Raw genomic sequence first — 13687 nt, 5'->3', positions numbered from 1 at the left:
AAGCCTAAACAGCTATCAATTTCATAGTGCACTGCACGATTGACCGATCAGGCGCAGCACAAGTCGATGACTTCACGCACCACGGCATCGGGCGCGGCGCACACGGCGGCCTTGCCCGGTCCATCAATCACCACGAAGCGAATCTCGCCGGCTTCGGATTTCTTGTCAATCCGCATCAGGTCGAGGTAGCGGCCTGCATTGTCCGTGCTTGAGAGCAGCGGCGCCTTGACCGGCAGTCCGGCGCGCTGGATCAGCGTGGTCAGGCGCTGCACAAACGCCATGTCAATCCGGCCCAGGCGCTGCGACAGGTGCGCGGCCATCACCATGCCGCAGCCCACGCCTTCGCCGTGCAGCCATTCGCCATAGCCCAGCCCGGATTCAATCGCATGGCCAAAGGTGTGGCCGAAATTCAGAATCGCCCGCAGACCCGACTCGCGCTCATCCTGGCCGACGACCCAGGCCTTGATCTCGCAGCTGCGCTGAATGGCGTGCGCCAGCGCGGCAGGCTCCTTGGCCAGCAGCGCATCCAGGTTGGCTTCGATCCAGTCGAGGAAGGCCATGTCGGCAATCGGCCCGTACTTGATGACTTCGGCCAGTCCGGCGCTCAGTTCACGGTCGGGCAAGGTCTTCAGCACCTCCAGGTCGCAGATTACCTGCTGGGGCTGGTAGAACGCGCCAATCATGTTCTTGCCCAGCGGGTGATTGATCGCGGTCTTGCCACCGACCGACGAGTCCACCTGGGCCAGCAGGGTTGTCGGCACCTGCACAAACGGCACGCCGCGCATGTAGCTGGCCGCCGCAAAGCCGGTCATGTCGCCCACCACACCGCCGCCGAGCGCGAAAAGCACCGTCTTGCGGTCGCAGCCGTTTTCAAGCAGCGCATCAAAAATCAGTTGCAGGGTCGGCCAGTCCTTGTGGACTTCGCCATCGGGCAGGGTCACCAGCAGAACCTTGCCGTAGTGCGCCTGCAGCGCTTCAGTCAATTGCGCCGCGTACAGGGGCGCCACGGTCGTGTTGGACACCACGAGTGCCGTTGCGGCTTGGGGCAGATGCTGATAGGTCAGTGCATTGGCCAGCAGTGAAGTGCCAATCAGGATGGGATAGCTGCGTTCGGCCAGGTTGATTTGCACCTGGGCCGTTGCGAGAGAAGGAGGATTTGCTTGCATCACCGAAGTGTAGAGGCACTTTCGGCATGGCTGGGCAGGTCGGGCTTTTGCGCTATGGCCCTGGAACGATACCCGCCAGTTCCAGTTGCATGCTGATCATGTTGACCAGCGTGGAGACCGAGGGACGGCCGGTTTCGATGACGAAGTGGGCCGTTTCCCGGTACAGCGGGTCACGCTGGGCATACAGATCGCGCAGACGGCCGAGGGGGTCGGCCACCTGCAGCAGAGGACGGCTGACATCATGGCGCAGGCGGCGAAACAGCTCTTCGGGCGAAGAACGCAAGTACACCACATGGCCCCGTTCATGCAGGCGCTGACGGTTGGCCGGGCGCAACACCGACCCGCCGCCGGTGGAGAGCACGCCGCTCGCCATTCCGGTCAACTCATCAATCACCGCTTCCTCGACATCGCGAAAGCTGGCCTCCCCTTCGCGCTCGAAGTAGTCACGGATGGAGCAGCCAAGCCGCTCCTCGATGACGTGGTCGGAGTCGAGAAAAGAAAGCTTCAGCCGCCTGGCGAGTTGCCGCCCGATGGTGGATTTACCTGAGCCGGGGAGGCCTACCAGAGCCACAGAAGGTAGCCGGATCTGGCTTGATTCCACTGAAAGTCCGATCAGGGCACCGTCACGTCAAAGGCAGTTACCTTCGTACTGCTACCGGCAGTTACGCTGGCCTTGAACCGAACCACTTCGCCACCCAAACATTTGTCCAAGCCAACTGAATGAGCAGTAGGTTCAGTTGAACTACCAATTTGGGTTCCAAACAAAGTTGCAGTGCATGTACCTCCGCTAGGAATCACTTCGACAGCCAATGTTGCATCTGCAGGAAGCGGATTCCCGTCATAGTCAGAAAGCTGCACGGTAATTCCTCCTTTGGATTTACTGATAACTTGAGTGTGATACTTGGCGGGTATTGTTGAATCATAGAAGCCTGGCTGCCCAATCTCGCCGCCCGAAAACACGATCACGATCGAGCGACGCACCTTGGTGTAGCCATCCCATTTGCTGTTGCACGTTGCTGCTACAGAAAGTCCTCGATTAGAGTTAACCGGGCAAGCGGTACTACCCGTAGAGCCAGCCGGCATTGGATAAAAGGTTTCACCATCATCAGTATTAGTGACCAAATTTTTGTAGGAAGAAACGAATGCACCACTTTCATCCTTATCAATATAAGGTGAACCAAGGTCTTCAAAAAGCTCGCCTATATCATAGCGATTGTTATAAATGCCGTTGGCATCTTTCGTGTCGATGAAATACTCTTCACCATCAGCGTAAGCCAGCACAGTAACACGACCAGGACGTGGATCCCCGTTTGCAGCGTTTGAACCCATGGGCCGGTAGTCTTGTCCAATCAGGCGCACTGTGCAAAAGCCACTGGCGATAAGGCAACTGCTTTGTCCTGCAGAATTGATCTGCCCACCTTCGCTGACGAAAACGATTTTCGTTCCATCTGGCACCGGATTGCCTTGACGATCAGCAGCATTCACTGTGATGTCCACGCTATTGCCATTGAACTTGCCAGTGAAATACCCACCTGCGTAGAAATTCAACTGTGTGGCCGCAATATCAAAAAAGCGTTGCGTAGGTAGCCCGGTCTGTACGGTCAACAGATTGGACGATGTAGAGATTGCCGCATTGGGGGGATCCAGCGTAGCGGTCACCTGCACCGTCGTTGGCAAAGTCCCTGCGCAAATGGAAAATGATGCGACTCCATCGGATCCAGACGTAATGGACGAAGGCGACCCGCAGAAATTTATGCCACCGTCGGTATTCGTCAAACTGGCATTCACCTTGACTCCTGTCGTTACTGCCGCACCCACTGAGTCAATGACCTTGAAATTGACGACCGAAGTATTTGCACCAACAGATCCCGTTTGGTAAATTAGGGACGGTATGGCACTCACGAACTGAAGACCAGCTATTGGCGGCGCGGTCACTGTGTAACCAGTAACTACTGAAACCCCAGAAGAGGAGGCGCTTACGACACATGCTCCCGTGCTGTTAGTTTGCACAACAGCTTTGGCTTGACCTGCGGCATCAACCAACGCTGAAGCTGGTGAAACTGCACCACATCCACTGGCAAAAGTCACTGCGACAGAATTTGAAGCTGCAGCTACACCATTAACTTTTACGTCTACAACCACGTTAATTGACTGCCCCTTTTGCACGGTCGTCGATGAGACAGCCAAACCAGACAGACTTACCGTGCCGGGAGTAATTTGAAGGTCATAATTTTGGGTCAGTGATACTGCATCTACCGTGGTGGCTGCAGTAACCTGTACGGCGCCAGATGATGAGACATCAGCAGGTGCAATGCGCACTAACAATATTCCTGCTACATCGGTCAACTGTGAACTGACATTGGGAACAAGCACAGCCTGCGTCGAATCCAGCGTTAAAGCAACGCGTGTATAGGGCGCAGCAGCACCCGTACTCTTCTTTACAACGACTTTTAAAAATTGTGCCTGTGTCTGCGATAGCAAGCGATTAGTAACCTCATTGCCAGTTGCATCCACCAATGAGAGCGACATCGTCGGTGTTGTCACTGTTATCGGTGTGGTTGTTCCAGTTCCAGTTCCATCCGCGCTTGAACTGCCCCCTCCACCACCGCAGGCCACTAAAGCGATAGCCAAAGCAGCAACCGATAAATATTTCAAAAACGTCATTTCACTCTTTCAATTCTTCAGAGAATAAATTCAACTTACCGCGCAGAAGCCCGGTCCGTAATCATCTTCGGTGTAATAAATACCAGCATTTCCTGCTTTCTGGACGTGCGCTCCCGGCTCTTGAACAGGTTACCAAGGTAAGGCACATCGCCAAGCAATGGAACTTTGACTTCATTATTGGTTTCTTCAAGCGTAAAGATTCCGCCAATCACGACCGTACCGCCATTTTCAACCAGCACCTGGGTCTGAATATGCTTGGTGTCGATGGCAATACCGGCTGCGGTGGTTTCGCCGCGGCTGTCCTTGTTCACGTCCAGGTCAAGAATGATGTTGCCTTCTGGCGTGATTTGCGGCGTGACTTCCAGTTTCAGATTGGCCTTGCGGAATGCCAAGGACGTGGCGCCGCTGGAGGTGGCGGTCTGGTACGGAAACTCGGTCCCCTGCTCAATCAGCGCCTTGGTCTGGTCTGCCGTGACAACGCGCGGACTGGAAACAATCTTGCCCTTGCCGTCTGCCTCCAGTGCCGACAGTTCAAGGTTCAAGAAGCGGTTCGCCGATGCATTGAAAATCGACACTGCGAATGAGGAGGCGGCATTCGCAACACCCAGGGTTGAAGCGGGGAAGCTGACAAAATTGCCGCTCGTATCCGCAACCGTCGCACCATAATTGGTGCCCAATGAGACATTGGTATTACCCCTTGTCAGGGCGCCGGCTGCACCAATCGTCCCACCGCCCAATCTCACGCCCAGAGACCGGCCAAAAGTATCCGAAGCTTCAACGATGCGCGCCTCAATCAACACCTGTCGAACCGCAATATCAAGCTTGGCAATAAAATTTTGCACCTGTTCCAGCCGCGAAGGAATGTCCGTCACGAACAACTGATTCGTGCGCGGCTCGGCAATGACACTTCCTCGATTGGACAATATCCGGGCCGTTGTCGCGCCAGTACCGCCAGCAGATATCTGCACTGCAATTTCACTGGCTTTGGCATAGTTGATCTGGAATGATTGCGTACGCACCGCTTCAAGATTCTGTATGGCAACGCGAGCCTCCAGTTCCTGCTTGTCCTTGGCGGCCAGTTCGTCTTTGGGGGCAATCAGCAAAACATTGCCAGTCTTGCGCATTCCCAAACCCTTGGCCTGCAAAATAATATCCAGGGCCTGGTCCCATGGAACGTCTTTCAGGCGCAAGGTCACAGACCCGGTTACGGTATCCGAGGTGACGACGTTGAAATTGGTGAAGTCGGCAATGACCTGCAGCAGCGACCGGATTTCAATGTTCTGGAAATTCAGCGACAGCTTTTCGCCGTTGAAGCCTATGCCTTGGGTCAACTTGCCAGGGTCAACCTTTTGCGCACGCACTTCCAGCACGAACTGATTGTCGCTCTGGTAAGCACTTTGCTCCCACTGACCCGTGGGCTCGACCACCATGCGAACCTTGTCGCCCACCTGGGTGGTGGTAACAGTTTGGACCGGTGTTCCGAAATCAGTGACATCCAGACGCCGGCGCAGGCCTTCGGGCAATGCAGTTTTCAGGAACTCCACCACCACGGTTTTACCCTGCTGGCGAATATCAACACCAACTTCATTATTGGGCAGGGCCACCACAATCCGACCGGAATTGTCGGGGCCACGGCGAAAATCGATGTCCTTCAACGGAAGCGTGTCACGGTTACGGCTTTCGGCAAATACAGGCGCAGCCACCACGGAAGGTGCTGCCACGGCCTGGGAATCCAGAATGATCAGCAGCGACTTGCCTTGTATCTCGGCCTTGTAGGAGGTAGGTGTCTTCAGATTGAGCACCACCCGGGTGCGTTCACCGGCCTGGATCACATTGGCTGAACGCATGTTACCCAGGTTGATTTCAATGGCTGACCGCCCCAGGGAATTGCTGATGCCTTGAAAGTCGAGTGCGATACGGGCAGGCGCCTGAATGCTGAAACCCGTTGGAACTTCTGCCAGAGGTTCGGCCAGTTCGATCCGGATCACTTCCGAACCGCCCTGCACCGAGCCTGAAACAGACTGGATTGAATTTTCTGCTCTTGCCAGCAGGGGTATGGCACTGGCCACGACCATCACACTGAATAATGCACGGCGCACTACACGTCCAAGCAAACGCGGCAGACTCTCTTGCCCTCTCGCCTCCGCTGCCAATCCCGCTATCTGCTTGTTCATTTCTTTTCCTCTAAAAGCTGTAAAGTCGCCGGCCGCTCTGTCCATTCGCCTGCTGCGTCCTGCACGATTTCACGCAATACAACACTGGCCTCCGTCACGGCGGTAATGCGGCCATAGTTCTGGCCAAGATAATTGCCGACTCGTACCTGGTAGATCAGGTTGTCAACCCGTACCAGTGCAACTGGCTGGCCGGCTTTCGTCAAGCTGCCAACCATGGCCACGGTGTCCAGCGGAGTTGCCTCCAGTGGTTCCTTGCGCCGACTCAGTTCTGGCGCAATCAGTGCTGCGTTGGCAGTAGCCTGGCTGGAATCCCGTTTCAGCGCCTGCACCAGTTTTTGTTTGCTGAAAGGCTCGATGGAGCCTTCCTGGCCATAGGTTTGCGGCGTGAATTTGGTGGGTGCCTGCAAGGGGGCGATCTTGGGCCGGGTCGAATTGCGCTGGGTGATCATCCACTGCTGCAATTCCTCTTGATCGGACGAACCACAGCCCGTCAGTACCAGGAGGGTAAATATCAGGCTAAGAACAAGGGCTTGTTGAATACACCTCATTTTTTTGCCCCAGTGGACGAAACACTCTTGCGCTGCAAGGCGATTTCTTCATTGTCCAGGTAGCGGAAGGTTTTTGCCGTGGCGTCCATAACCAGATTGCCATCTTTCGCAGGGTTAATGGCAATATTGTTCAACGTCACAATGCGGGAGAGGTTGGCAATATCAGCAGCAAAAGCGCCTATATCGTGATAGCCACCCGTCACCCGTACCGAAATGGGCAACTCAGCGTAGTAATCCTTCACAAGCACCTGACCTGGCCGGAACAGTTCAAACTGAAGGCTGCGACCCAAACCGGCCTGGTTGATATCGGAAAGCAATGCATCCATTTCAGCTTTGCTGGGCAACTGTTTTTCAAGCTGCGTCACATACTGCTGGACTTGCTCACGCTGCTTCTTCAAAACCTCCAGATTGACAGCCTGTGTCAACTTGCTGGTATAGCTTTGCCTCAGCTGGACTTCCTTGGCTTTTTCTGCCGTCAGTTCTTCATCAGAAGCGCTCAACCACATAAACCAGAGCGCGACCACAACCGCGACGGTCACGGCAGCGCATAGCAGGTAACGGGGAAAGCTGGGCCAAGAAGCCGGATCATTGGGATCAAGACCGGTAAATTGGTTCTGGATGCGGCCTTGAAGGGCCGCGAAATCGATAGCGGGTCTGGAAATTTTTACCATGATCAGTTCATTCACGCGGCATCAAATCTTGGCCGTAGCAGCAGAAGACGCTGTTTCTTTTTGATCACTGGCCCGTTTGATCTCCACGCGCATTGAAAAATTGGAAACGCGCCGCTGGTCGCGCTGGCTTAATGTCACCGTACCAGCCGTAATTTCCACCAACTCCGGTTTGGCCAACCATGGGCTGTTGTTTGAGAAATTACGAAGCAACTCTGAAACACGTTCGTTCGACTGGGCAATACCGGTCATTAGGACGGTCTGGTTCTCTTGCTTCAAGCTGTTGATGTACACGCCGTCAGGCAGTTGCTTGACAAGTTCGCTCAACAAATACACCGGGAGATTGCGGTTCCCCTGCAGATCCTCGACAGCGGTCTGACGCGCCTTGAGCGATGTAATCTCCGCCTGCAAGGTCGCAATATCCTTGATCTGCTCATCCAGGCGGGAAATTTCTGATTGCAAAAAGGTATTTCTTCCTCGCTGGCTTTCAATTTGGGCTGAGTACCAGGAATACATGGCGCCGCAGATCAGTACACCGGCCAGTGCAGCCAGGCCAAGAGTTGCAAAAAAAACTTCACGCCGGCGTTTTCGGGCAGCTTCACGGTGTGGAAGCAGGTTGATCAGAATCACTGTACAAACCTTCGCAAAGCCAGGCCACAGGCAGTCAGGTAACAGGAGGCTTCACGCCGCATTCTTTTTTCGATGACGCCGCTGCCAATTTCCATGCCATCAAAAGGATTCACCAGCAGGCAGGCAAAGGATGTCTGCTTCGTTACCGACTCCGTCAGTCCCTGCAATGAAGATGAACCGCCTGCCAGCATCACGTAATCGACCCGGTTATAGGGTGTGCTGGTAAAGAAGAACTGGAGCGCACGACCAATTTCCTGCGTCATGTTTTCGACAAACGGCTTCAGAACCCCCGACTCGTAGTCTTCAGGAAGTTCGCTGCCACGTTTTTTGGTTTCTGCCTCTTCAAGCGAGAATCCGTACTGCCTGACGATCAACTGGGTCAGTTGCGCACCGCCAAATGCCTGATCGCGCTCGTACAGAACCTCATCATTACGGATGACTTGCATGCTGGTGGTCAGCGAACCGATCTCAAACAATGCAACCATGGTGTCCACACCTTTGTTGGGCATGTTTTCGATCAGCCGTGCCGTGGCAAAGCGCGAAGCATACGATTCGACATCCACCACGACGGGCTTGAGTCCCGCAGCTTCAGCCAAACCCTGCCTGTCCTGGACTTTTTCTTTTCGCGAAGCAGCAATCAGTACCTCAACATCTCCACTGGAAGTTGCGCTGGGGCCCAGCACACAAAAATCAAGACTGACTTCATCGAGTGAAAATGGGATGTATTTATTGGCTTCGGATTCAACCTGAATTTCAAGCTCGGCCTCACTAAGCCCTCCCGGCAGGATGATTTTTTTACTGATGACGGCCGAAGGCGGCAACGCCATGGCCACGTTTTTGGTACGTGTACCGCTCTTTTTCACCACACGTCGAAGCACTTCAGCAACTTCGTCGAATTTTTCGATGTTGCCATCGGTGACCCATCCTGTTTCCAGGGGTTCAATGGCGCAGCGGTCAAGAACCAGGTTGCCGGCCTTGTCGCGGCTCACCTCGACCAGCATGACACTGGACGAACTGATATCGACACCCAGCAAAGGGGGTTGTTGACGGTTGAATAACGATCCCAGTGAGATCAAAGGGTGCCCCAAATGACGGCTACTATGTAACCAGCTTGCTTAAAAAAATCTCCTGAATGTTAGCAGCAAGGCCTCTGAGGAGTAACAATTTCTCTTCAACAAAACAAGATGTACGTTGTCAAAAGCAGACGATCTTTAGGGATACTTCCCATGTAAAAGCATACTTTTTGATGTAACAGTGTAAATCCCATACGACTGCTTGATACACATCTGTTTTAGGAATTTTTATAATGCTGATGCGACTTTATGATTGACCTTGATGCCCTCTTCTGCTCAGAAACCTGATTCCCGATCCAAATCCAGCGCGGCAAAGCGGCCATCTTCCTGGTTGCGCTCCCTTGTGAAGTTCTTTCTGGGCAGCATTGGGCTGGTGCTGGCGGTCATTGCTGGGCTGGCGATTTTTCTGGCGGTTGCGCTGGCAGTGGCCTATCCCAACCTGCCGGATATTTCAGCCCTGTCAGACTACCGCCCCAAGCAGCCACTGCGGATTTACACGGCAGACAACGTGATCATTGGAGAGTTCGGCGAAGAGCGCCGCAGACTCACGCCCATTGATGAAATTCCGCAAATCATGAAAGATGCGGTGCTGGCCATTGAGGATGCACGCTTTTTCTCGCATGGTGGGGTTGACTACCTGGGTGTTGTCCGGGCAGTTCTTGCCAATCTGGGCCGAGCAAAAAGCCAGGGTGCCTCGACCATCACCATGCAGGTCGCCCGCAATGTCTACCTGACGGCCGAGAAAAGCTATACCCGCAAAATTTATGAAATTTTGCTGACCTTCAAGCTGGAGCATTCCCTGACGAAGAACCAGATTCTTGAGATCTACATGAATCAGATTTTTCTGGGAAATCGCTCTTATGGCTTTGCGGCCGCTTCGGAAACCTATTTCGGCAAGCCGCTCAAGGACGTCAGCATTGCGGAAGCCGCCATGCTGGCCGGCCTGCCAAAAGCGCCTTCGACCTATAACCCCATCGCCAACCCCACCCGCGCCAAAACGCGTCAGCTCTACATCATTGAGCGCATGGAACAAAACGGTTTCATCACTGCCCAGCAGGCGAAAACAGCCAGGGAAGAAGAACTTCAGATCAGGACGGGACGCAATGCCGGGCGGGTGCATGCTGAATATGTGGCTGAAACCGTGCGCCAGCTGGTGTTTAGCCAGTACGGCGAAGAAACCTATACGCGCGGACTGAATGTCTATACCACCCTGAAATCCACCGATCAGACCGTGGCCTACAAAGCCTTGCGCAAGGGCATCATGGATTACGAACGCCGGCAAATTTACCGGGGTCCCGAGAAATTCATCGACCTGCCGTCAAACCCCCAGGAAACCGAAGATGCGATTGATGACGCACTGGCCGACAACCCTGACAACGGCGACATCATGTCTGCCGTGGTGCTGGAAGCCAGTCCCAAACGGATCCTGGCGATGCGCCTGAACAGTGAAAAGGTCACCATCACTGGCGAAGGCCTGCGGCCTGCACAGTCGGGTCTGGCCGACAAGGCTGGCCCGAACATCAAAATTCGCCCCGGCGCACTGATCCGGGTGGTCAAAACGCCGAAGGATACCTGGGAGATTACCCAATTGCCCGAAGTGGAAGGTGCCTTCGTGGCAATGGACCCCCGGGATGGGGCCGTGCGCGCACTGATAGGCGGATTTGATTTTGAAAAAAACAAGTTCAACCACGTCACCCAGGCCTGGCGCCAGCCCGGCTCCAGCTTCAAGCCGTTTATTTATTCGGCAGCGCTGGAAAAAGGCTTTACCCCGGCCACGGTGGTCAATGACGCGCCGCTGTTTTTTGATGCGGGTGTCACCGGCGGCCAACCCTGGGAGCCCAAAAATTATGACGGCGGCTTCGAAGGCCCGATGAGCTTGCGCACAGCCCTGAAGAAATCAAAGAACCTGGTATCGATCCGCATCCTGCAGTCCATAGGCGCCAAATACGGCCAGGAATGGGTCACGCGCTTCGGCTTCGACGCCGACAAGCACCCCGCCTACCTAACCATGGCGCTGGGCGCCGGCTCGGTCACGCCGATGCAGATGGCAACCGGCTATTCGGTTTTTGCCAATGGCGGCTACCGCGTCAACCCTTACCTGGTCACGAAAATCACCGACCAGCGTGGCAAGATACTGCTCGAAGTCACCCCACCGGCGCTGAACGAGTCGATGCGGGGCATTGATGCGCGAAATGCTTTCATCATGGACAGCCTGCTACAGGAAGTGGCACGCTCGGGCACGGCGGCCAAAGCCCAGGCCATGCTCAAGCGGCCGGATATTTTCGGCAAGACCGGCACCACCAACGATTCGATTGATACCTGGTTTGTGGGTTTTCAGCCCACGCTGGCGGCGGCCGTCTGGATGGGCTACGACACACCCAAAAAACTCGGCGACCGCGAAACTGGCGGCGGCTTGAGCCTGCCGATCTGGATCAATTTCATGGAATATGCCCTCAAGGACGTGCCCGTCACCGAATACCCGCCACCTGAAGGCGTGGTGAACCTCAATGGCGAGTGGTATTACGACGAGTACGCCAAAGGCGCGGGTATCAGCAGCGTCGGCATGCAGCCAGACGCAGGAGCTTCCAGCACGGAAACGGCGCCTGGACCGGCTGGCGGTATTCAGGTGTTGCCACCTTCCGATGAGAAAAAACGGATTCTGGATCTTTTCAAGAACTGATCAGCCCCTTGGGCCGTGTTCTGTATAAAAAAACGGACCCGTGAGGTCCGTTTTTGCTGGGCTTCCAGAGATCAGACTGAAGCGGCAAAAACCAGCGGCTGGCCCGCCTGTTCACTGGCATAGCGCGACAAATTGGCAAAAAATTCGCTGGCGTCCTTGGTATCTGTCCACTGTTCGCCATTGAATTTGTAGTGAAACCCGCCTGCCCTGGCTGCCATCCAGATTTCCTGCAGCGGTTTTTGCAGGTTGATGATGATCTGGCTGCGGTTGGAAAAAGTCAGGGTGATCATGCCGCCGGTGCGCTGGTTGTCGATGTCCACGTCGCTCTCGTCATTGAGCCGGTCGCATGCCTTTTCGATAGCCTTGAGCACACTCTCGGCCTGGTTCTGGTATTCAAGGTCCGTCATTACAATCCTATTCATGGTTTTTTCACCCCGAATTCTAGGCCGGCTTTATGCTGTTGTTTGCAGGCATGGTCTTATTGCCGTTGTGGCGGGCGCCGCAGTGCTGTCCGGCTGTGGACAGAAAGGCCCCTTGTTTCTGCCAGTGCCACCCCAAATGCCGCAGCCCCTGGCCATGCCACCCGGCCTTTCCCAGACGCCTGCGGCAGTGACTGCACCGGCTCCGGCGGCATCCGCCAGCCAATAACCGCCCAGGCTTTTGCGATCAATGCATTCTCCTGCCCCGGCCGGACTGCCGCAGCAGGCTCAGCCTTGCTGCAATGCCCGCCCCCCTTCTTCAATCGTCCCTTTAGAACCAGCTCCATGACACTGCCAGCCCTTCCCGGTCATCCCCATTTTGCGTACCGTGACAACGCGCTGTTTGCCGAAGATGTGCGCGCCAGCGAACTGGCTGCGACCTACGGAACGCCTCTGTTCATCTATTCAAAAACCGCCATGCTGTCGGCGCTGGCGTCTTACCAGCGCGGTTTTGAAGGCCGGGATGCGCAAATTTGCTACGCCATGAAGGCGAACTCCTCATTGGCGGTGTTGCAGGTGTTCGCCCGCGCGGACTGCGGCTTTGACATCGTGTCGGGCGGCGAACTCGAACGGGTTCAGGCTGCGGGCGGTGATCTGAAGAAGGTCATTTTTTCCGGCGTCGGCAAAACCCGCGCCGAAATGTGCCAGGCGCTGGCGGCCGGCATTGGCTGCTTCAATGTCGAAAGCGAAGCCGAGCTGGATGTGCTGTCGGAAGTGGCTGTTGCCATGAAGCTAAGGGCGCCGGTCAGCATCCGCGTCAATCCGAATGTTGATCCGAAGACGCACCCTTATATTTCAACCGGCCTGAAGGGCAACAAGTTCGGCGTCGCCCATGAGGATGCCCTGCGCATTTACCAGCATGCCGCTTCGCTGGAAGGCCTGAAGGTTGTCGGCATTGATTGCCATATCGGCTCGCAGATCACCGAGGTCACGCCGTACCTGGATGCGATGGACCGGGTGCTTGACCTGGTGGCTGCGATTGAAGCGGCCGGCATTGCGCTGGCGCACATCGACTTTGGTGGCGGACTGGGCATCAACTACAGCGCCGATGACATGCCACCCGAAGCGGACGCGCTGTGGCGGCAACTGCTGGCCAAGCTGGACGCGCGCGGCTATGGCGGCAAGAAGCTGATGATCGAGCCGGGCCGCTCGCTGGTCGGCAATGCCGGCATCTGCATCACCGAAGTGCTCTACCTCAAGCCCGGCGAGCAGAAGAATTTCTGCATCATCGACGCCGCCATGAACGACCTGCCCCGCCCGGCCATGTACCAGGCTTTCCATGCCATCGTTCCCGTCGAACGGGCCGCAACGGAAACTGCCGGCGTCATTTACGACGTGGTGGGCCCGGTCTGCGAAAGCGGCGACTGGATCGGCCGTGACCGCATCCTCGATGTGGCTGCCGGCGATCAGTTGGCCGTCATGTCGGCGGGGGCTTATTGCATGAGCATGGCCAGCAACTACAACACCCGCGGTCGCGCCGCCGAACTGCTGGTCGATGGCGACCTGGCCCGGCTGATTCGTGCGCGCGAAACGGCGGCGGATACGTTCCGGGGCGAACTGTTGATGCCTTGACGACGGGTTGAGGCGTTAGCAGCCTATTTTCAG

General features: G+C 55.6%; 12 protein-coding genes. 3 read left to right on the top strand and 9 right to left on the bottom strand.

Features of this window, described 5'->3' with window-relative positions; translation table 11 throughout:
• Positions 1–47 precede the first annotated feature (47 nt).
• From aroB to PNAP_RS03330, 8 genes are read right to left on the bottom strand one after another with little or no spacing between them, the layout of a single operon-like run.
• The gene (gene aroB / locus PNAP_RS03360; protein WP_011800093.1) at positions 48–1166 is read right to left on the bottom strand and encodes a 3-dehydroquinate synthase; all 1119 of its coding nucleotides are present in this window, start codon (positions 1164–1166) and stop codon (positions 48–50) included.
• Positions 1167–1218: 52 nt separating this feature from the next.
• Entirely contained in the window at positions 1219–1737 is a 519-nt protein-coding gene (locus tag PNAP_RS03355) for a shikimate kinase (protein ID WP_232290746.1), read from the bottom strand.
• Between the two features lie 41 nt (positions 1738–1778).
• The gene (locus tag PNAP_RS26795) at positions 1779–3830 is read right to left on the bottom strand and encodes a hypothetical protein (protein ID WP_157040205.1); all 2052 of its coding nucleotides are present in this window, start codon (positions 3828–3830) and stop codon (positions 1779–1781) included.
• 35 nt (positions 3831–3865) lie between these two features.
• Positions 3866–6004: a type IV pilus secretin PilQ gene (pilQ, locus tag PNAP_RS03350; RefSeq protein ID WP_011800090.1), complete on the bottom strand. Its 2139-nt coding sequence runs from the start codon at positions 6002–6004 to the stop codon at positions 3866–3868.
• Entirely contained in the window at positions 6001–6552 is a 552-nt protein-coding gene (locus PNAP_RS03345; protein ID WP_011800089.1) for a pilus assembly protein PilP, read from the bottom strand. Before PNAP_RS03345 ends, pilQ begins: the two co-directional genes overlap by 4 nt.
• Positions 6549–7223 carry a type IV pilus inner membrane component PilO gene (locus PNAP_RS03340; RefSeq protein ID WP_011800088.1) on the bottom strand — a complete coding sequence of 225 codons (675 nt, stop codon included), beginning with the start codon at positions 7221–7223 and terminating at the stop codon, positions 6549–6551. The genes PNAP_RS03345 and PNAP_RS03340 overlap by 4 nt, the downstream gene beginning before the upstream one ends.
• Before the next feature lie 21 nt (positions 7224–7244).
• Positions 7245–7850, bottom strand: coding sequence for a PilN domain-containing protein (locus PNAP_RS03335; protein ID WP_041376496.1), 606 nt, complete (start codon positions 7848–7850; stop codon positions 7245–7247).
• Positions 7847–8926, bottom strand: a complete 1080-nt coding sequence (locus PNAP_RS03330; RefSeq protein ID WP_011800086.1) for a pilus assembly protein PilM — start codon at positions 8924–8926, stop codon at positions 7847–7849. Before PNAP_RS03330 ends, PNAP_RS03335 begins: the two co-directional genes overlap by 4 nt.
• A gap of 259 nt (positions 8927–9185) precedes the next feature.
• On the opposite strand from PNAP_RS03330, the gene PNAP_RS03325 reads away from it, so the two are divergent.
• Positions 9186–11603, top strand: a complete 2418-nt coding sequence (locus tag PNAP_RS03325) for a penicillin-binding protein 1A (protein ID WP_011800085.1) — start codon at positions 9186–9188, stop codon at positions 11601–11603.
• A 71-nt stretch (positions 11604–11674) separates the two neighbouring features.
• Here the strand turns inward: PNAP_RS03325 and cyaY are convergent, their stop codons facing one another.
• Positions 11675–12010 (bottom strand): iron donor protein CyaY, encoded by a 336-nt coding sequence (gene cyaY / locus PNAP_RS03320; RefSeq protein WP_041376495.1) that lies wholly within the window; start codon positions 12008–12010, stop codon positions 11675–11677.
• Between cyaY and lptM the strand changes: the two genes are divergently transcribed.
• Entirely contained in the window at positions 11892–12251 is a 360-nt protein-coding gene (gene lptM / locus PNAP_RS28295; protein ID WP_408633735.1) for an LPS translocon maturation chaperone LptM, read from the top strand. The genes cyaY and lptM overlap by 119 nt on opposite strands.
• 116 nt (positions 12252–12367) lie before the next feature.
• Positions 12368–13654 carry a diaminopimelate decarboxylase gene (gene lysA, locus PNAP_RS03315; RefSeq protein WP_011800083.1) on the top strand — a complete coding sequence of 429 codons (1287 nt, stop codon included), beginning with the start codon at positions 12368–12370 and terminating at the stop codon, positions 13652–13654.
• Positions 13655–13687 lie beyond the last annotated feature (33 nt).

The organism is Polaromonas naphthalenivorans CJ2, from assembly GCF_000015505.1.
GTDB classification, from domain to species: Bacteria; Pseudomonadota; Gammaproteobacteria; order Burkholderiales; family Burkholderiaceae_C; genus Polaromonas; species Polaromonas naphthalenivorans.
The sequence above is the reverse complement of the archived record's forward strand: the minus strand, read 5'-3'. Positions and strand labels throughout refer to the sequence as shown.

What these genes read in the sequence shown, in the direction of transcription:
- PNAP_RS26795 (WP_157040205.1), bottom strand. Translation starts at nt 3,830, where the DNA reads ATGACGTTTTTGAAATATTTATCGGTTGCTGCTTTGGCTATCGCTTTA.
- lysA (WP_011800083.1), top strand. Translation starts at nt 12,368, where the DNA reads ATGACACTGCCAGCCCTTCCCGGTCATCCCCATTTTGCGTACCGTGAC.
- pilQ (WP_011800090.1), bottom strand. Translation starts at nt 6,004, where the DNA reads ATGAACAAGCAGATAGCGGGATTGGCAGCGGAGGCGAGAGGGCAAGAG.
- PNAP_RS03325 (WP_011800085.1), top strand. Translation starts at nt 9,186, where the DNA reads ATGCCCTCTTCTGCTCAGAAACCTGATTCCCGATCCAAATCCAGCGCG.
- PNAP_RS03345 (WP_011800089.1), bottom strand. Translation starts at nt 6,552, where the DNA reads ATGAGGTGTATTCAACAAGCCCTTGTTCTTAGCCTGATATTTACCCTC.
- aroB (WP_011800093.1), bottom strand. Translation starts at nt 1,166, where the DNA reads ATGCAAGCAAATCCTCCTTCTCTCGCAACGGCCCAGGTGCAAATCAAC.
- PNAP_RS03340 (WP_011800088.1), bottom strand. Translation starts at nt 7,223, where the DNA reads ATGGTAAAAATTTCCAGACCCGCTATCGATTTCGCGGCCCTTCAAGGC.
- lptM (WP_408633735.1), top strand. Translation starts at nt 11,892, where the DNA reads ATGCCGCCGGTGCGCTGGTTGTCGATGTCCACGTCGCTCTCGTCATTG.
- cyaY (WP_041376495.1), bottom strand. Translation starts at nt 12,010, where the DNA reads ATGACGGACCTTGAATACCAGAACCAGGCCGAGAGTGTGCTCAAGGCT.